Origin of the sequence: Pantoea sp. Cr_R13, from assembly GCF_029222565.1 — a bacterium.
Taxonomy (GTDB): Bacteria; Pseudomonadota; Gammaproteobacteria; order Enterobacterales; family Enterobacteriaceae; genus Pantoea; species Pantoea eucalypti.
In genome coordinates, this window is sequence record NZ_JARHXL010000011.1 from 149,823 (window position 1) to 167,308 (window position 17,486).

Consider the following 17,486-nt stretch of genomic DNA (forward strand, 5'->3'; position numbering starts at 1 on the left):
GATCACAGGGCTCATCTTCCGCATAACACGCAATCATCGAAGCGATCTTATCAGCCGATAAGCCCTCTCCATGAATATGCAGTGTCAGTACGGCGCGGCCTACTATTTTAAGCACATTTTCATGTGGTCCCTGGATGCGATTACTCAATGCAAATACCCTCTACCGGTCGTTGTACCAGGAATATGGCGCGCTAAATATAAAGCAATTAGCTCAGGATTTTTATCGGCACGGAGAGTGATATTTTTTAATGATTAATTCTATTACTGGAGTGATTATTAAGGAATCATCTGATTAACAATGAAATAAATATTTAAAAACGGAGGCTTATATAGCAATGCATGGTCCTGGTAAATTATCACCTTGAAATGAAAAGCTTTACATTCAGCGAATCGATTAAAAAAAACCGTCTTTTCCAGGCAAACTTCAGTCTATTCCTAAGCGTACCGGCAGAGATAGTTTCATACCGTTAACCATCGAGGTTCCCGTTGCTGTCAGGCGTGCTTTCTGCCAGACTTGCCCCGCAATAATGCCCTACACTTTTAGCCTCAGAGGCCGCGCCCGTGACCGCTTTTTCTACCCTCAATTCGCTTCCCGACAGCCAGCTCGATAACCTGCGCGAGATGGGCTACACCAGCATGACGCCCGTGCAGGCTGCTACGCTGCCCGCCATTCTGCAGGGACGCGACGTGCGTGCGCAGGCGAAAACCGGCAGCGGTAAAACGGCTGCATTTGGTATTGGTTTACTGCACCATATTGACAGCACCCGCTTTCAGACTCAGGCACTCATCCTGTGTCCAACCCGGGAACTGGCCGATCAGGTGGGCAACGTGCTGCGCCAGCTGGCCCGCTTCACCCGAAACATCAAAGTCCTCACCTTGTGTGGCGGACAACCGATGAGTGCACAGCGTGACTCGCTGGTGCATCCACCGCATATCGTGGTCGGCACGCCGGGTCGTATCCTCGACCACATCAACCGCGAAAACCTCAAACTGGACCAGCTCAACACGCTGGTACTGGATGAGGCAGATCGGATGCTGGAGATGGGTTTCCTCAATGATATGGAAACTATCATTGAGGCGACGCCCGCCTCGCGGCAGACGCTGCTCTTTTCCGCTACGTGGCCCGACGGCATCACAGCCATCAGTACCCGCTTCCAGCGTGATGCGCTGAGCGTGGTAACCGAGGAAGTCAGCGAACTGCCTTCAATTGACCAGCAGTTCTTTGAAGCCAGCCACAATGAAAAACTGGGTCTGCTCATCGCACTGCTGAGTGACCGTCAGCCCTCATCCTGTGTGGTCTTCTGCAACACCAAACGTGAATGTGACGATGTCGCTGCGGCGCTAAACGCGCGTGATATCAGCGCCCTGCCATTGCATGGTGACCTGGAACAGCGCGATCGCGAACGCGTGCTGATCCGTTTTGCTAACGGCAGTGGACGCGTACTGGTTGCCACCGATGTCGCCGCGCGCGGACTGGATATCAAATCACTGGCGATGGTGGTCAACTACCAGCTCGCCTGGGATCCTGAAATCCACCTGCACCGCATCGGCCGTACCGCACGTGCAGGCGAACATGGCGTTGCCGTCAGCCTGGTTGCTGCCGATGAGATGGCGCGCGCACATGCACTGGAGGATTTCCTGCAGCAAAAACTGCCGTGGGTTTCTGCCAGCACGCTGAAAAAAGGCAGCAGTAAGCCGCTGCCTGCCGCCATGATGACATTGTGTATTGATGGTGGTCGTAAAGCCAAGATGCGTCCCGGAGACATTCTGGGTGCGCTGACCGGTGAAGCGGGTTATCGCGCCGATCAGATCGGTAAAATCGTTCTGACCCCAACCCATGCCTACGTGGCGATTGAAGCGAACCACGCTAAAGCGGCACTGGTGAAACTCAAGCAGGGCAAAATCAAAGGCAAAACCTGCCGGGCGATTCTGCTGAAGGACTAAATAAAAGCGGGCGAGGTTATTACCTCGCCCGATTTCTTATGGTTCTTCGATTTGTGTCACATGCAGAATGGTTTTATCCCCTTTGCCCTGTACCTTGCCACTGACACGTACTTTGTCTTCCGCAGTGTAGGTTTTACCATCAAAGGTCTTCTTCGGTGCGATAATCGGTAACGTACCGGTGTTGTCGCGGAACTGATAGCGCTCGCCCTGCTCTTTCTTTACGATGTAACCTTCCAGCGTCACATACCCGCCCTGACGGAAATCGCGGATCTGATCAATATGCGTCTGACCGGTATCTTCTGAGCCTTTATAACCGGCATCCTGCTTGTGCTGTGGCGGTGGCGCATCGCCCGCTTTGTATCCGCCCTCTTCAGCTGACACACCCGCGCTCATCATCACCAGCAACGACGCTAAAATCACTTTTTTCATTTCACACTCCTTTATTGGAAAGGTGTCCATGTTGAACCTTCAGGGTTAAGCCTGGCACAATAATTGGCGTCCGTTTTATTTCGCGCTTCTCATCTCACCTTTTTCCATTCGCTGCCGATAACCTTTTCACACCCTATTTCACCAGCTGCGTTAATGCAGAGGCAACCATGGATAATTTTCAGAAAGAGATCGATGAGAGAGCGAACCTCGCATTATCGAACAAGTTTGAGCTGTTGCTGTTTCGCTTAGGTTCCGATCAGCTTAAAGGCAAGTCTGAGCTGTTTGGCATTAACGTCTTCAAGCTGCGTGAAATTGTACCGATGCAGACCATCACCAAAGCCGCGGGTATGAGTTCGCCGCTGCTGGGTATGGCCAGTATTCGCGGTCAGTTCATTCCGGTCATCGACCTGCCTGCTGTGGCGGGTTGTGTGCCGGAAACGGGCCTTAACCTGCTGCTGGTCACCGAGTATGCCCGTAACACCCAGGCGTTTGCGGTGGAATCCGTTGATAACATCGTGCGCCTTGACTGGAGCCAGGTCCATACCGCTGAAGCCGGTATCGGCGGTCGCAACATTACCAGCATCGCCTGCCTGGACACAGACCAGCAGGGCAGCGAGCTGGCAATGGTTTTGGACGTTGAGCAAATCCTGTATGACATCATCCCGTCGTCGCGTGGTGTCGAGCCTGAAGAGGCCAAACCGCGCGCCTTCAACTATCGCCCGGGTGCGGTAGCGATTGTGGCAGAAGATTCCAAAGTCGCGCGTCAGCTGCTGGAACAGGGACTGAAGAGCATGGGCATCCCGACGCTCATGTTTAACACCGGCCTTGATGCCTGGGAAAAAATTAAACTGATAAGCCAGGAAGTGCAGGCTTCAGGCGGGTCAATTCACGACAAAATTGCCCTGGTACTCACCGATCTGGAGATGCCGGAGATGGATGGCTTTACGCTGACCCGCAACATCAAGCGTGATCCGATTCTGAAAACGCTGCCGGTTGTGATCCACTCCTCACTCTCTGGCAGCGCCAACGAAGACCACGTTCGCAAAGTGGGTGCCGACGGTTATGTGGCGAAGTTCGAGCTAAATGAACTTTCAGACGTGATTTTCAACGTTCTCGAGACTGCCCGCTAAGCGAATGCGGGCCGCGAAGAATGCCCGCGCGTTTTTACTTTTTAAACAGCGGAATCGCTGACCTGACCCGGAACCGACTATGCACATTGAAACTTTACCTGTTACGCCAGCACCTGCTACCCCTTCTCCTCAAAAGGTATTGCGTGGCCGTTTACGTCAGCTGGCCTGGATTAGCGCCATCAGTTTAAGCGTCGCGTTCTGGGTAGGCCTCTACTTCTTAGTTTTCTGAATCCATTCATGTTTGTCTGGATCGGGCTGTCAGCATCACTGCTGACAGCCCTTTTTTTTGCCTGAATTTCCCCTCCGCTCATTTGTTAACCCTTTCTGATGGTTTTCAGTGATTATTTATTCACGCAGCGTTATTACTTAAAAATTATTAAAGGTACAACTGCGTGCTCCGATAACTGTATGCGCGAGATCACCTTTTTGCCTGCGGCTGTGACCACAGACATCAGCAAGGCACTGCGCACAACAGCAGGGAACCTGAACGTTGCTAACAAATTGATTAATATTATAGCGGGGAAGAGAACATGTTCAGCATCAGGAATATGAAGGTCGGAATGCGGCTCGCAGCAGCCTTCGGTATTATTGTGACGTTACTGATAGTGATTGGTGTGACATCCATTACCAGAATTAACAATATTAATACGGCGATCTCCTCGATCGTCGATGATCGCTATGTAAAAGTACGACTGGCATTTGATGTGCGCGATGGCGTTAACGATCAGATTAAATACCTGCGCGGCATAGTGATCGACACGACACATCCGGAAAATAATGTGAAGCGTTATGGTCAGCTGGATGAAGCCACACAACGCACCAACCGCGCCATGAAAAAGATTGAAGATATTCAGGTCACGCCAATCGGTAAGAAAAAGATCGCCGGTCTGCTGGCCTCTTCTCAGGCATTTGAAAAGGTCAAAGCCGAATTAATTACCCTGGTAAAAACGGGCAACTTTGATGCAGCAAGCATCTATGTGTTGAAATCAATGACGGCTACCCAGAATAAATTCCTTCAGGATGCTGAAAATTTTGCCAACTCTCAGGATGCACAGCTGCGGACTGAAGGTCAGGGTATTGTGGAAAATGGCCAGTCTGCTATTTCTATCACACTGATTTTCTCCGCACTGGCCATTCTTGCTTCTATTATGCTGGGCTACTTCCTGACCCGTTCAATCGTGCGTCCGCTGGTTACAGCTGTTGATGTCGCTGAACGTGTGGCGGCCGGCGATCTGAGTACCCAGATGCAGGTGACCTCACGCGATGAAACAGGTGTTCTGATGCAGGCATTGCAGCGAATGAACGATAACCTGCTGTCAATTGTAACGGAAGTGCGTACCGGCTCTGACACTATCGCGGTCGCGTCTACGCAGATTTCCAGCGGCAACCTTGATCTCTCAACCCGAACTGAGCAGCAGGCCAGTTCGCTGGAAGAGACCGCCTCCGCTATGGAGCAGATGACGTCGACGGTGAAACACAATGCCGACAACGCGCGTGAAGCCAATCACCTGGTTTCCACCACCTCCAGCGTGGCACGTGAAGGTGGCGTGGTAATGGAGCAGGTCATCGAGAAGATGGAAGCCATCGCTCTCTCTTCACGCAAAATTGTCGATATTATCAGCGTCATCGACTCGATCGCCTTTCAGACCAATATCCTGTCACTGAACGCCGCCGTAGAGGCAGCGCGCGCGGGTGAACAGGGTCGTGGCTTTGCCGTCGTGGCGAGTGAAGTGCGTAATCTCGCACAGCGCTCAGCTTCCGCGGCCAAAGAGATTAAGGTTCTGATTGAAGATTCTGTCGCTAAAGTCGATGAAGGCAGCAAACTGGTGACGCATGCAGGTTCAACCATCGGTGAAGTGGTGAACAGCGTACAGAGCGTGGCAAACATTATGAGCGAAATCACGATCGCCAGCAGCGAACAGAGCAGCGGCATCCATGAAATCAATCAGGCGATTACTCAGATGGAAGCGGTAACGCAGCAGAACGCCGCGCTGGTGCAGGAAGCGTCAGCCGCCTCTCAGGCCTTACAGGATCAGGCTGAGCGCATGGCGCAGGCAATGAGCGTATTCAATACCGGCAAGCTTTCTCTGCAACCTGTACTGCGTTAATCCTTCTTAACGGCCCGCCCCGGCGGGTCTTTTTTTTGGCGCGATGATGGATAGCGGACAGATTTCAGGCTGTTAACCCTGTTTCCGATATAAAGAAAGCTGACGTCACCCGACACGTGCAGGAAGGGTTTGAGGTTTGAGGTTTGAGGTTTGAGGTTTGAGGTTTGAGGTTTGAGGTTTGAGGTTTGAGGTTTGAGGATAGGAATAGCGGACACAAAAAAGGCCGCCAGAGGCGACCTTTCATTACTATAAATGCAACAACGCTATAAAGCTCACTAGCCTTTATCAGAGCGCGCGAAGCTGGCTCTGAGTTGCAATCCTTGCCATGTTCACCTGAACGACGACAGATTTGCAGAAAATGCATTTCGCTCCATGCGGATTGGCTCTTGTAACATCAAAATGTGATGTACGAAACTGTGAGCCATTACAGTGAGGACACTTAAAAGTAATTTTCAGTCCTTAGAGACCAACAACGTTCGCAGCAGCTGGGCCTTTGGCGCCATTTTCTACTGTGAATTCAACTTGCTGACCTTCATCTAATGAACGGAAATCGGTGCCCTGGATTGCAGAGAAATGTACGAATACATCTTTGCTGCCGTCTGCAGGAGAAATGAAACCGAAGCCTTTCTCTGCGTTAAACCATTTAACGGTACCGCGAATTTTGTTAGACATGCTTAAATCCTTAATATATCGAGCCTTCCGGCATAATGGCCTGAGAACAGATTTTAATCAGAACGTAAGAGAAGACTCAAAAAGAAGGGATGTCTCGCGACAAACTTAGAGATGAGAACTGCTTTGGTTACTTACTTTGATAGTGTCTGTTAATCAAACCGACGATTCATTAGGCCACACTTCTCACAGTGACGCAACTCCTAATTCAAATTAATCGCAATCCGCCGACTGAAGAACATGAAAGTGCGAGACTCTCTCAGGGAAGCAGCCTGGCTGGGCGATGCGTTTCTGATGGCATAAAGAGAAGTGGAGATACCCACAGATCAAAAAAGGGCGAGGCTCACGCCTCGCCCAAAACATGCCGATCATCAGTCGTAGTAAGGAACCTTGCGATCCACGCCGTTGATATTGATCAGCACAAAACCGGTCGGCGCGGTCTTGTTAGCTGGTGTACCCGCCGCAGTCGCCAGCGTCACCACCCCTTTCTCGTTGGCACCGATACCCGCCAGTCCATTGTGCATGCCGAAACGTGCAGCGGGTTTCAGGTTGTTGATGACATTGGTCGTGTCCGTCACTACCGACATATCCGCCTGGAACAGCGAGCAGGAACCGGTATCAAACCGGGTTGGACCCGTGGTCTTCAGGTTGAACATGGTCTCGCCGCTTCTGGCTTTCAGCTTGACCCAGATTACGGCATAGGTGGTCCCTACCCGACCATAACGAATGTCCAGCACAGAAGGCTGCCCCATATGATAAGCATCGGCCCAGACCGTCTCCAGTCGCTGCAGGTTGATCAGGGTTTTGCCCGAGGCAGGCATATTTACCGGTGAACCGGCGGTGCCGGACGGCGTGGTGGCATCCGCTTTACCGATCAGTTCCATCACCCATTGCTGATTAGGTGCAGGGAAAAAGAGCTGGCCCAACCGATACCAGTTATCGGTATCGGTGTTGTTCACGACTTTATATCCGCTGTAATAGCCCGCACGCAGTGAACCGGTCATGAACGTGCCGTAGTTCTCATCCCGACGGTAGCCATATTCAAAAGTGGATAACCATTTGTTTCCGGCAATATCATTCGTGATTTTCGCTCCCGCCTGCAGGTTAATCTGACGCATCACCACGCGGGCATTGTTCAGATTGAGCGGCGCGACACAATCTTCAATGTTGAGCGTATCAATAGTCCAGCCACCGTCCGACAGGTCCCCAGGGTTAACAGAATGCTCAATCCAGACGTTCCGTATGATCCCCTGCGTCATGCGCGGCATATAGAGAATTGCATCACCGAAGCCAGACTGGAAGTTGGCATTACACAATTCAATCGCGGTGGAGTGATCCCAGTTTCCCTTCGCGGCATTTGACCAGCCCACATCGAACACCCGAGCAAATGAGTTCGAGGTGTAGATCTGATCAAACTTACTGTCGAGGGTATCCTGCAGCTTAAAGACTGTGCCACCCGAGCTTTGCGATTTGAAGCAGTAGATGTTGACGACCTGACCGCCGGTAATCGTATTTTCAAAGAATGGCTGAATATTGCTGCACTGCTCAGGCAAAATGGTGGTTTTGGCAGAGACATCGGCATTGGCCTGCCCGTGCCACGCGATCCCCTGTATTGCAATTCGGCGCGCCATCACCTTAAACACCGGATTAGGACTTTTGTCAGAGACAATGGTGGTACGCGGTGATGATCCCTGTTCCATATCATCCCCTGACAGCCCAAAAAATGACAATTCCGTATCGGTGAGATCGATAGGTGAAATCAGGAAGCGTCCACCCGGAAAACGAACCGGAATTGCCTTTGCATAGGTGTTGTAGGTCTGGGTCCATGCCAGCATCCGCTTGAAAGCATCAGTATCATCAGTGACGCCATCCCCTTTCGCGCCAAAGTGCAGGACATTCACTTCCGCAGGATCGTTGATGGTGCGCTTCCAGTAGAAACCGTTACCCACCGCTACCGTACCGCCATCATCTTTCAGCGGTGTCGTGCTGAGGAAACCGACAAAGTCTGCGCCACCCCGGAAGCTGGAGTCCTTATCGTAATAGCGTTTAAGGCTGGCGACTTCACCTGATTTTGGTGGAACAGTGGTACGCAGTTCAGCAAAAGAGTTAACTTCGATCATAGAATCCTCCTCAGGATCACAGAGATATCGCGCTGAAATCAGCGCACTACTTAGCCGCAGCCGGATGGCCGCAAAGGGAGTCCCACATGTCGTTGTGGGTGTTGATGGCGCGCACCGTACGAACGTCCATTTTTTGCGCGTCATCGCCGTAGGTATAAAGAGGGGAAAAAAGTACGCAGGCAGAGTCGGTAATCGCTACCGGCTCAGGGTTTGTGGTATTTCGACTGCTGCAGCTTGTCGCGAGCAGCAGCGTCATCAAGGCTATGGTTGTCGGTCGCCACACGGTTAGCCTCCTCGCGGTTGTGTTGTTGCTGTTGCGCCACCGCGCTAACGCGGGACGCCTCCTGTTGCGCGTTATCGACGTCAGAACGTGCTTTTTGCTGCACTTTGCCGATTTTCTTGCCGCCGAAATAACTGGCGCCCAGCGCCGCAATCACGCCAGCGAGTGCGGCCAGCCAGTGCCAGCTGCCGCCCAGTAAGGTGGTAATGAGAGTCATGGTTTCGCTCCTCCCGCCTGCTCCTTCGCGGTGAGCAGGTTTTTCTGACGAACAAACTGGGCAATTACTCCCATCGCCACCATGAATGCGCCGACCAGTCCCAGGTAGTTGTGGGGCAGAATCGATTTCACGTCCTCCGGCAGCACGTTCCAGGCATCAACGGCGGCAGAGGGGAATGACTGCGCCCAGGCGCTGAGCATGGAACCCAACGACGCAAGCCAGACAGACCAGGTTTTGAAGAGCAGGCGGGCATGAGAGACAAACTGCAGGGTGGTAAAGCGCTGCAGCAGCAGCAGAATGATGATTGCCGTCAGCACGGCAATGAGAAACATGAGCCATCTCATAGCAGCCCCCTGTAAATCGCATAAGTGCCGGTGCGCATCATCTCCGCATGACGCCGGGCCCGGCCCGGCGTCTGACGCGCCCAGAGGCTGTTCATCATCGCGTCAGCCGCATCACTAAACTGTTCAGCGATGATGGCGGTGAGCATGTTTTTGAACTGCAGGACGCCCTCCACGCCCAGTTGATACGTCATGCTCAGCAACACATCGGTGCGAGCGTCATTGCACTTCGTCAGCGCATTGCGCAGCAGCTCCCTGCCCTGCATCTCCTGAACTTTGTTTTCCAGAATGCACTGCTTCCAGACATCACCGACGCGCCGTGGCACGCGGAAGGTGTAATTACTGAGCGACGCCCCTTTTGGCCCAATGCGTATGCCGCCCGCCACTGTGGGGAAACCCAGCGTGTCGAGATAAGGTGTGTCGACATATCCCTCTTCAAAATTCAGTACTGCGATGATCTGGCTCATACGGACTCCTCAATGACGAATTAAGGCCTTCAGCCTTGTGAAAATAAATACATAACGCACGCTGATCATTAACAAGCCCGGCACAGCAAAGGGCCTTGCTGAAGCTGCAGCAAAACTAAACAGTAATTCAGCAGATTGCGCCCAATGAGAGCTGGAGATAACAAAGCGTTAGCCGGAACGAAAAACGGCGCGCGCTTCGCGCTTCAGCTCACGGCGTAGAGATGAACATGCGGAAGACAGCAATTGTCGAAACTGGGTGTTTCCTGACTGGTCACGCGGGGTGTTGTGATTGCGCGATCAACGCGCGGGGCGACCTGACGCTGGCAGATTTGCTCTGCACGCCTCAGGGTTGGTGGTTCAGCTGGAAAGTTCAGTGCCTGGTCGATGCTCTGTTGCAGGCTGCTGAGAGGCTGGCGCCGCCGATGGCGACGCGTACGTGCGTTGCCAGTGAAAACGCTTTTGCCATAGTGAATAATCGCCATAACTCCTCCTGTGAATGAGTATTTGGCGATGGGGTGGCAGGCGCGAGCTTTCGGGAAACCGAACGGACCCGAATGTCGTATATCGCGGTCGCACGCTCACCGCCCGGCTGCGTAAGCAGCCAGGTGGAAAGTAAGCGAGGGGAAATAAACGGCATCTGACGACGCTGCATTTGCGCATCCACCCCATCCCAAAGTTCACTGACTTTTGGGTGGTATGATTCGCGCTTGTGCAGCGCCTGAATTGTTTAAGAGCGGGTCATCCCTGAAAAGAACGTCTTCGTTCATCCATGTCCAAATTATTAACAGGTTCTTATGCTTTATCAAACACTGTTGGTTAATTTTTTATTTACCACTGGTTAAATTTATGAATTTATGCCGATTATTTTTTTGCAGCTCTCCGGAGAAAAGCGGCAGAAACGGCTTTAGCCGAGAATTTGATAGTGTCGCGCCTGGCTCATAATCACTTTTGCGAGCACCTTCAGGCTGGTGACCTCATCACGATTGAGATACCACGTTTCATAGCGTTTATTATCTGATATCACTGCAATTTTTTTATGCTGCAGCTGCAGGCGTTTGAGGTAGAGCTGCTCGTCGAGGGTAAAAATATAGATACCATCGCCGTCAAACATCTGCACGCTGATATCCACAAACAACTGATCGCGCGGTGCAAAGGTGTCAGCCATAGAATCACTGTTGATAGCGATCAACCGAATGTTTTCCGCCGGACGGCCGTTGAACAGAACCCGTGCCTCATCCAGACCATATTCAATCGCCTGGATAGTCTCGACAAACTCATCGCGCGCGGGCAGGCCCGCAGCACTGCGCTGACCAATGTCGAGGCTATCAATACGAAACACACTCTTTTGGCCAGTGAGTGTACTCATCGCTACAGGTTCAGTGGATTGCTCCATGCCGTACTGGAGCCACTCTACCCTGACACCCAGCAATTGACTGAGTGCCAGTAAATTGCCGCCATCAGGCACTGACTGCGCGTTAAACCACTTCCACACGCCTGGCGTTGAAATTTTACAGCCTTGCTGCTGCAGAGCTCTGGCAACCTGTTTGTTTCGTCCATGTCCGACAATGCCGGCACTCTCACAGGCCGCTATCAGCCTGGCGGTGAAAGCTTGTCTTGTACTTTCTTTTTTAACCATTAGTTAATAATCAGCCATAGAAGAGATACTGGATGTTATTTTCGTTATTGCTACCAGTTCATTTTATATTACCGCTCGTTTACTACCTAACCGCTTTATCAAGCATTGCTAACTATCATTATCCGCTTCAGCCTGCGGCTGAACAAAAAATATTGCCTCAGGCCGCTTGCAGCCCCGGCTTTCAGGAATGTTCCGTATGAAATTGCGTGAATATCAAGCAGCATAATTGCCAGGGATGACGAGAACAGAACAGAAAATGATCTGATGCGCAGAAAATTCTATCTTTCACTGGTCCGAAAAATCGGGATAAAAAAAACGGGAGCCTTTGAAAGACTCCCGCTTTGTTAAAAATTATCGTAGTTATGGGCGGAGCGTATCGTCTCCCCACGCTATCCATTTATAGGTGGTCAGCGCCTCTAACCCCATGGGGCCACGAGCATGCAATTTCTGTGTACTGACCGCCACTTCCGCGCCCAGACCAAATTGACCACCGTCGGTGAAGCGGGTGCTGGCGTTAACATAAACCGCTGACGAGTCGACCTGACGAACAAAACGCGCGGCATTACGCGTATTACGGGTGAGGATAGCATCTGAGTGCTGTGTGCCGTGCGTACGAATGTGATCGATCGCCTCATCCATATCCGCCACCAATTTAACGTTAAGATCCAGCGACAGCCACTCGTCATTGTATTGCTGAGGACTCACGAGTTTAACCGGGGCGGGGCCAGGCTGAAGTTGTGCCAGCACGTTGCTGTCAGCATGCAGCGCGATTCCTTCCTGCGCCATTCGCGCACTGAATGCAGGCAGGAAACGCTCGGCCATCGCCTGGTCCACCAGCAGCGTTTCCAGTGAGTTACAGGCGCTGGGACGCTGTTTCTTGGCGTTGACGATCACATCAAGTGCCGGTTCAATCTCCATCGTCTCATCAATGTAGATATGGCAGACGCCAATGCCGCCGGTAATCACCGGAATGGTGGAGTTTTCCCGGCACAACTTGTGCAGCCCGGCTCCGCCACGCGGGATCAGCATGTCGACGTAGCGATCCAGCTTCAGCAGCTGATTCACCAGCTCGCGGTCAGGATTTTCAATCGCCTGCACAATGGCTACCGGTAAACCGTGCTGCTTCAGCGCGTTCTGAATGACCCGAACGGTGGCCGCATTGGTGCGCCAGGTCTCTTTACCGCCACGCAGAATAGCGGCGTTGCCGGTTTTCAGGCACAGACTGGCGACGTCAACCGTCACATTAGGGCGCGCCTCATAAATTACTGCAACGACGCCCAGCGGCACGCGACGGCGTTCAATGCGCAGGCCGCTGTCGAGCTGACCACCGTCGATTAACTGCCCTACCGGATCGGCCAGCTGACAAACCTGGCGCACATCGCTAGCGATGCTGCTGAGGCGTTGCGGATTAAGTGTCAGTCGATCTAATAACGCGGCGCTCATGCCGTTCTGACGCGCATCGGCTAAATCCAGCTCGTTAGCCGCCAGAATGTCAGCGCTCTCGGCTTCCAGCCGGTCAGCAATGGTCATCAGAACATCGTTCTTTTCTGCCGTTGACAGATCGGCCACGGTATACGCTGCGGCACGCGCCGCTTTTCCCATCTCTTCAAGCATTGTCCGCTCCTTAACTGACGATCATGTCGTCGCGGTGAACCGCCACCGGGCCATATTCATATCCCAGGATCTCGCTGATCTGCTGACTGTGATGACCGGCGATCATTCGCATCGCGTCGCTGTTGTAGCGTGAAACGCCGTGAGCGATATCCCGGCCCTGCAGGCTGCGAATGCGGATCACTTCACCGCGCGAAAAATTTCCCTGGATCGCCCGGATCCCTTTCGGCAGCAGCGAACTGCCACGTTCGATAATGGCCGCCAGCGCACCGTCATCGACGGTGATTTCACCCGCCGGTGGCGCACCGAAAATCCAGCGTTTACGGTTTTCCAGCGGCGATTGCTGCGCATGGAAGCGCGTACCGACCGGCTTGCCATCAATCACATCGCTGATCACACCGCTGCGGCTGCCCGAGGCGATGATCACATCGATACCGGCACGACAGGCAACATCCGCCGCCTGAAGCTTGGTGGACATGCCGCCGGTGCCGAGCCCGGAAACACTGTCACCTGCCAGGGCGCGCAACGCATCATCGATGATATGCACATCACTGATCAGCTCAGCCTCAGGATTGTTACGGGGATCGGCGGTAAAAAGCCCCTGCTGATCGGTCAGGAGCAGCAGCTTGTCGGCGCCGCCGAGCATCGCCGCCAGCGCCGAGAGATTGTCGTTGTCGCCCACTTTGATTTCAGCGGTGGCGACAGCATCGTTCTCATTAATCACCGGCACAATATGGTTATCCAGCAGCGCACGAAGCGTGTCACGGGCATTCAGAAAGCGTTCGCGATCTTCCATGTCGGCACGGGTCAGCAGCATCTGACCAATATGAATACCGTAGATAGAAAATAACTGTTCCCACAGCTGAATCAGACGACTCTGCCCCACCGCAGCCAGCAGCTGCTTTGAGGCGATGGTCGGTGGCAGTTCGGGGTAGCCCAGATGTTCGCGTCCGGCGGCCATTGCGCCAGAAGTCACGATCACAATGCGGTGGCCTGCGGCGTGCTGCTGCGCACACTGACGAACCAGTTCCACCATGTGCGCCCTGTTCAACCGGCGAGATCCGCCGGTGAGAACGCTGGTACCCAACTTGACCACTAAGGTCTGACTGCCACTCATATTTCCTGCCGTAGAGAAAAATTTTTACGAAAGGACGTTTTAACAGGAGTCGATAAGGAAGCCAACAGCCAGCGGGGGAAAAGCACGAAATTACGCGGACAAGGAGGTAGACCAAAAGTTCATGGTTAACAAGAAATCATGAAAAGTGTCATAAAAAGTTCATCACTGACGGGTAAAAAGTCCGTGTTTTACAAAAACTTTCATTTTTTTACGTTGTTCACATTGGGATTGATAGCAAATGAAGAAAAGCACACTGGCCATGCTCCTCTCCACGCTGACGCTGGCTTCTGCCGCGCAGGCTGCCGAAATCTATAACAAAGATGGCAACAAACTGGATTTGTACGGCAAAGTTAAAGCTGAGCACTACATCAGCGATAATGCCAGCCAGGATGGAGACAAGTCCTATACCCGTATCGGCTTTAAGGGTCAGACACAGATTAACGACCTGATGACCGGTTATGGTCAGTGGGAATATCAGTACAACGTTAACAACTCCGAAGGCAGTGATGCCAACAACGGCAACAAAACCCGCCTCGGGTTTGCTGGTCTGAAATTCTCTCAGTATGGTTCGGTAGATTATGGCCGTAACTACGGTGTGCTGTATGACGTTGAAGCCTGGACTGACGTATTCCCGGAATTCGGCGGTGACGGTACAGCCCGCTCTGATAACTTTATGACCCAGCGCGCCACCGGTGTTGCGACTTATCGTAACAATAACTTCTTTGGTCTGGTCGATGGCCTGAAATTTGCGTTGCAGTACCAGGGCAAAAATGACGCGTCCAGCACCAACACCCGTACTGATATTAACCGTCAGAATGGCGACGGCTACGGTGCTTCTCTCGGCTATGCTCTGGGTGATTCTGGTGTGAGCCTGATGAGTGCCATCACCTCATCTGACCGCACCAACCAGCAGCAGGCGCGCGCTTATGGCCGCGGTGACCGTGCGGATTCCTGGGGCGCAGGCGTGAAGTATGATGCTAACAGCGTCTACCTGGCCGCAATCTACACTGATACCCGCAACATGACGCCAATTAGCGGCACCAACCGTACCACCGGCGCAGCCGTCGCGGGTGCAGCCAATAAAGCGCAGAACATCGAACTGGTGGCGCAGTATCAGTTTGATTTCGGCCTGCGTCCGTCAATCGGTTACGTACAGACCAAAGGCAAAGATATCGAAAACGGTATCGGCGATGCGGATCTGGTGAAATATATCGATGTGGGCGCGACCTACTACTTCAACAAAAATATGTCCGCCTTCGTTGATTACAAAATCAACCAACTGCCTGACGACAATGCGCTGTCGCTTAACAACGACGATATTGTGGCGATGGGTGTGACTTACCAGTTCTGATTTCAGGCTCGCAAACCGGGCAGATTTGGAGCTGGCAGCAACGCATAAATTCAACACGCAGGGAACACGGTCAGAAGAGGAAAGCGTCCCGCGCTAGGACGGCGCGGGCCGAGCGTGCCATGGATGGCGGCTTTTGCGTCTTTCCGATCTGACCGTGTTCTCTGAGAAGGCTCGATCCAACAGCGGGTCAGACTTCAACAAAAATGGCGAGTTTTTAAACTCGCCATTTTTTTCGTCTTTATTTCACTACACTACCCTATCAGGCGCTCAGCTTCACCGGTTTCTCATCGAAATCGCTGGCTGGGATCAGATCCAGCTCGAACTCTTTCAGCATCGCTTTCAGACGGGTATGGAAATTCCGTAAGGTCTCTTCCACACGCGCCGTGTTCTCTTTCCCTTTGATGGTTGCCACCGACCAGTCACCCTCTTTATCGAACAGACCGATATGGTAGACATAGGTAAAGTGGTCAGCCTGTGCTTCCAGCTCCATCCACCAGCCCCAGAACTCTCGCAGTTCCGGTGCCGGTTTCACATTGACGCAGGCAGCCAGGCAGTCGAAGAAGAAACGGGTTTCGCCACATTTCCCATCGCGAATATAAGGCCCAAGCTCCGTAAAGCGCTTAAGCAGGCGACTGCGGGGATGACCACTTGGTAACGTCATGCTGATTCTCCATAGGTTTTGACCGCTATATAGCCTTGATTTCCGGACGGCCAGCGCGACGCCACACCACATGGGTCCGATGACGTCATATTTTACTTAGCGGCAGCCCGGAAGAATTCCGCTACTAGTTGTAGCAAATACTGTAAATTTTGCCAGTCACCTTTTTAAACGCTTCTCCAGCCAGTCACAAATTTCATTCAGCGCCTTATCAAAACTGGCCATCACCGGCTTCACCGGAATCCGCAACGCTTTGCCGTCTGAGGAAGAGTTTGCGATAAGCCTGCTCTCCTCTTCCGGGCTGAAGAGATCGTTTTGCCAGTAGCCCGACAGCATCGGCGTGGGCGTCCGGCGGCCCAGTAATCCCTGGGTTTTAAGCGAATAGCGGTTGAGTTCAGTGCGCAGCGCACTGTCGGAGGCGGTTGCCATACCCAGCCGGCTCGCCAGCATATCCATATACATATCCGGGATCGCATCCTGCAATGCCGTCTGGGTCAGCAGTGCATGCACAATCGGGCCCAGGCAGGCGACCCCACGCAACCGCTGCGATTCCAGATAGGCCAGCCGCACGGCCACGTTAGCGCCAAAGCGATAACCGAATGCCGCCACGCGGGTATGGTCGACCCAGGGCACATTGATTAGATCGCGCAGCACCTGCTGATGCAGAAAACTGGTGTCCTGATTCAGCGTCCATTTCACCGAGTTGCCCACTGATGGCACGTCAATCGTCAGCATAGCAATGCCACGCGGGGCGAGGTAATCATGGAACAGGCGATAGTGATCGCTCTGTAACGAGTCGAGTGCGCCGCAAAACAGTACGGTGGGATAAGGCGCTTCAACATCCGGCGGCATATGCAGAAAGCCGCTGACAGGACTGCCGCCCGGAATAGCAAACGTCAGGATTTTCAGTTCGCCAGGCAACCGCTGAGTCGCCTCTTCATAGGCACGATTGGCCAGCGTCTGTGCCTGGTCAGCCAGTTCATCGCCTTTTATATAGGGATAAGCCGCAACGCTATAAAGATGGGCCGCATGTAGCCAGTCGTCGCCCGCATCGCTGTCGTCGGATGCCTCCAGCGCTTTCTGCTGCCAGATGCCCGCCTGCTTACACCATTCGAAATGCCAGTTGCCGCCGCGAAAACCAATCACGGTGTCGAGCAGCGTCTCATCAGTATGTTCAGCGTTGCTGATGGCAATACGTGCCAGCACTTCACTGATCTCCTGCGGCGTCAGGCCTCGCCATGTCCACATCAGCTTATTCAGCATGCGATACCAGCCGCGCTGGCTGTCACCCTCCAGGGCAGAGTGGACATTCGGGGTAGCGTGATGTTGGCGGCGAACCAGGGAAGAGGTTTCAGGATGTTTGAAGCGCGGCTTGAATAGCTCCTCGCTGAGATTTTTGCTCGACATA

The 17,486-nt window shown here is 53.0% G+C and carries 18 protein-coding genes; 5 read left to right on the forward strand and 13 right to left on the reverse strand.

The window, feature by feature from the left end; all coding sequences use genetic code 11:
- Nucleotides 1–561 precede the first annotated feature (561 nt).
- Nucleotides 562–1,944: an ATP-dependent RNA helicase DbpA gene (dbpA, locus tag P2R09_RS07045; protein WP_008924852.1), complete on the forward strand. Its 1,383-nt coding sequence runs from the start codon at nucleotides 562–564 to the stop codon at nucleotides 1,942–1,944.
- A 36-nt stretch (nucleotides 1,945–1,980) separates the two neighbouring features.
- On the opposite strand, the gene P2R09_RS07050 is transcribed toward dbpA, so the two are convergent.
- The gene (locus P2R09_RS07050; protein WP_192378133.1) at nucleotides 1,981–2,373 is read right to left on the reverse strand and encodes a NirD/YgiW/YdeI family stress tolerance protein; all 393 of its coding nucleotides are present in this window, start codon (nucleotides 2,371–2,373) and stop codon (nucleotides 1,981–1,983) included.
- Between the two features lie 167 nt (nucleotides 2,374–2,540).
- On the opposite strand from P2R09_RS07050, the gene P2R09_RS07055 reads away from it, so the two are divergent.
- The 3 genes from P2R09_RS07055 to P2R09_RS07065 all read left to right on the forward strand — a co-directional run bounded on the left by P2R09_RS07055 (nucleotide 2,541) and on the right by P2R09_RS07065 (nucleotide 5,611).
- Nucleotides 2,541–3,503 (forward strand): chemotaxis protein, encoded by a 963-nt coding sequence (locus P2R09_RS07055; RefSeq protein WP_275768386.1) that lies wholly within the window; start codon nucleotides 2,541–2,543, stop codon nucleotides 3,501–3,503.
- 79 nt (nucleotides 3,504–3,582) lie between these two features.
- Nucleotides 3,583–3,732, forward strand: a complete 150-nt coding sequence (locus P2R09_RS07060; protein WP_275768388.1) for a hypothetical protein — start codon at nucleotides 3,583–3,585, stop codon at nucleotides 3,730–3,732.
- Between the two features lie 301 nt (nucleotides 3,733–4,033).
- A complete protein-coding gene (locus tag P2R09_RS07065; RefSeq protein ID WP_275768390.1) occupies nucleotides 4,034–5,611 on the forward strand; it encodes a methyl-accepting chemotaxis protein in 1,578 nt (525 codons plus the stop codon).
- Nucleotides 5,612–5,896: 285 nt separating this feature from the next.
- Here the strand turns inward: P2R09_RS07065 and P2R09_RS07070 are convergent, their stop codons facing one another.
- From P2R09_RS07070 to proB, 10 genes are all read right to left on the reverse strand, one after another.
- Nucleotides 5,897–6,067: a cold-shock protein gene (locus P2R09_RS07070; RefSeq protein ID WP_085980553.1), complete on the reverse strand. Its 171-nt coding sequence runs from the start codon at nucleotides 6,065–6,067 to the stop codon at nucleotides 5,897–5,899.
- Nucleotides 6,068–6,070: 3 nt separating this feature from the next.
- On the reverse strand, nucleotides 6,071–6,283 hold the full coding sequence (locus P2R09_RS07075; RefSeq protein ID WP_003854408.1) for a cold-shock protein: 213 nt from the start codon (nucleotides 6,281–6,283) through the stop codon (nucleotides 6,071–6,073).
- A 368-nt stretch (nucleotides 6,284–6,651) separates the two neighbouring features.
- Nucleotides 6,652–8,400, reverse strand: a complete 1,749-nt coding sequence (locus tag P2R09_RS07080) for a glycosyl hydrolase family 28-related protein (RefSeq protein ID WP_275768396.1) — start codon at nucleotides 8,398–8,400, stop codon at nucleotides 6,652–6,654.
- A 203-nt stretch (nucleotides 8,401–8,603) separates the two neighbouring features.
- Nucleotides 8,604–8,897 (reverse strand): hypothetical protein, encoded by a 294-nt coding sequence (locus tag P2R09_RS07085; protein WP_039390758.1) that lies wholly within the window; start codon nucleotides 8,895–8,897, stop codon nucleotides 8,604–8,606.
- Nucleotides 8,894–9,241 (reverse strand): hypothetical protein, encoded by a 348-nt coding sequence (locus tag P2R09_RS07090; protein ID WP_008924848.1) that lies wholly within the window; start codon nucleotides 9,239–9,241, stop codon nucleotides 8,894–8,896. Before P2R09_RS07090 ends, P2R09_RS07085 begins: the two co-directional genes overlap by 4 nt.
- The gene (locus P2R09_RS07095) at nucleotides 9,238–9,705 is read right to left on the reverse strand and encodes a glycoside hydrolase family protein (RefSeq protein WP_275768400.1); all 468 of its coding nucleotides are present in this window, start codon (nucleotides 9,703–9,705) and stop codon (nucleotides 9,238–9,240) included. The genes P2R09_RS07090 and P2R09_RS07095 overlap by 4 nt, the downstream gene beginning before the upstream one ends.
- A gap of 203 nt (nucleotides 9,706–9,908) precedes the next feature.
- Nucleotides 9,909–10,187, reverse strand: coding sequence for a hypothetical protein (locus tag P2R09_RS07100; RefSeq protein ID WP_003854417.1), 279 nt, complete (start codon nucleotides 10,185–10,187; stop codon nucleotides 9,909–9,911).
- Between the two features lie 422 nt (nucleotides 10,188–10,609).
- Nucleotides 10,610–11,341 (reverse strand): S24 family peptidase, encoded by a 732-nt coding sequence (locus P2R09_RS07105; protein WP_275768403.1) that lies wholly within the window; start codon nucleotides 11,339–11,341, stop codon nucleotides 10,610–10,612.
- A 360-nt stretch (nucleotides 11,342–11,701) separates the two neighbouring features.
- The gene (proA, locus tag P2R09_RS07110; protein WP_275768405.1) at nucleotides 11,702–12,955 is read right to left on the reverse strand and encodes a glutamate-5-semialdehyde dehydrogenase; all 1,254 of its coding nucleotides are present in this window, start codon (nucleotides 12,953–12,955) and stop codon (nucleotides 11,702–11,704) included.
- A 10-nt stretch (nucleotides 12,956–12,965) separates the two neighbouring features.
- On the reverse strand, nucleotides 12,966–14,069 hold the full coding sequence (gene proB, locus P2R09_RS07115) for a glutamate 5-kinase (RefSeq protein WP_008924844.1): 1,104 nt from the start codon (nucleotides 14,067–14,069) through the stop codon (nucleotides 12,966–12,968).
- 238 nt (nucleotides 14,070–14,307) lie between these two features.
- Between proB and ompC the strand changes: the two genes are divergently transcribed.
- Nucleotides 14,308–15,420, forward strand: a complete 1,113-nt coding sequence (gene ompC / locus P2R09_RS07120) for a porin OmpC (RefSeq protein WP_275768408.1) — start codon at nucleotides 14,308–14,310, stop codon at nucleotides 15,418–15,420.
- Nucleotides 15,421–15,679: 259 nt separating this feature from the next.
- On the opposite strand, the gene crl is transcribed toward ompC, so the two are convergent.
- Both crl and frsA read right to left on the reverse strand, forming a co-directional pair.
- The gene (gene crl, locus P2R09_RS07125) at nucleotides 15,680–16,081 is read right to left on the reverse strand and encodes a sigma factor-binding protein Crl (protein ID WP_003851176.1); all 402 of its coding nucleotides are present in this window, start codon (nucleotides 16,079–16,081) and stop codon (nucleotides 15,680–15,682) included.
- Between the two features lie 156 nt (nucleotides 16,082–16,237).
- The gene (gene frsA / locus P2R09_RS07130) at nucleotides 16,238–17,485 is read right to left on the reverse strand and encodes an esterase FrsA (RefSeq protein ID WP_275768412.1); all 1,248 of its coding nucleotides are present in this window, start codon (nucleotides 17,483–17,485) and stop codon (nucleotides 16,238–16,240) included.
- Between the last annotated feature and the right edge of the window lies 1 nt (nucleotide 17,486).

Bases quoted from the DNA above. Each gene is read 5' to 3' on its own strand.
- P2R09_RS07050 (WP_192378133.1), bottom strand. From the start codon at position 2,373: ATGAAAAAAGTGATTTTAGCGTCGTTGCTGGTGATGATGAGCGCGGGT.
- P2R09_RS07055 (WP_275768386.1), top strand. From the start codon at position 2,541: ATGGATAATTTTCAGAAAGAGATCGATGAGAGAGCGAACCTCGCATTA.
- P2R09_RS07060 (WP_275768388.1), top strand. From the start codon at position 3,583: ATGCACATTGAAACTTTACCTGTTACGCCAGCACCTGCTACCCCTTCT.
- P2R09_RS07065 (WP_275768390.1), top strand. From the start codon at position 4,034: ATGTTCAGCATCAGGAATATGAAGGTCGGAATGCGGCTCGCAGCAGCC.
- P2R09_RS07075 (WP_003854408.1), bottom strand. From the start codon at position 6,283: ATGTCTAACAAAATTCGCGGTACCGTTAAATGGTTTAACGCAGAGAAA.
- P2R09_RS07080 (WP_275768396.1), bottom strand. From the start codon at position 8,400: ATGATCGAAGTTAACTCTTTTGCTGAACTGCGTACCACTGTTCCACCA.
- P2R09_RS07085 (WP_039390758.1), bottom strand. From the start codon at position 8,897: ATGACTCTCATTACCACCTTACTGGGCGGCAGCTGGCACTGGCTGGCC.
- P2R09_RS07090 (WP_008924848.1), bottom strand. From the start codon at position 9,241: ATGAGATGGCTCATGTTTCTCATTGCCGTGCTGACGGCAATCATCATT.
- P2R09_RS07095 (WP_275768400.1), bottom strand. From the start codon at position 9,705: ATGAGCCAGATCATCGCAGTACTGAATTTTGAAGAGGGATATGTCGAC.
- P2R09_RS07100 (WP_003854417.1), bottom strand. From the start codon at position 10,187: ATGGCGATTATTCACTATGGCAAAAGCGTTTTCACTGGCAACGCACGT.
- P2R09_RS07105 (WP_275768403.1), bottom strand. From the start codon at position 11,341: ATGGTTAAAAAAGAAAGTACAAGACAAGCTTTCACCGCCAGGCTGATA.
- proA (WP_275768405.1), bottom strand. From the start codon at position 12,955: ATGCTTGAAGAGATGGGAAAAGCGGCGCGTGCCGCAGCGTATACCGTG.
- proB (WP_008924844.1), bottom strand. From the start codon at position 14,069: ATGAGTGGCAGTCAGACCTTAGTGGTCAAGTTGGGTACCAGCGTTCTC.
- ompC (WP_275768408.1), top strand. From the start codon at position 14,308: ATGAAGAAAAGCACACTGGCCATGCTCCTCTCCACGCTGACGCTGGCT.
- crl (WP_003851176.1), bottom strand. From the start codon at position 16,081: ATGACGTTACCAAGTGGTCATCCCCGCAGTCGCCTGCTTAAGCGCTTT.
- frsA (WP_275768412.1), bottom strand. From the start codon at position 17,485: ATGTCGAGCAAAAATCTCAGCGAGGAGCTATTCAAGCCGCGCTTCAAA.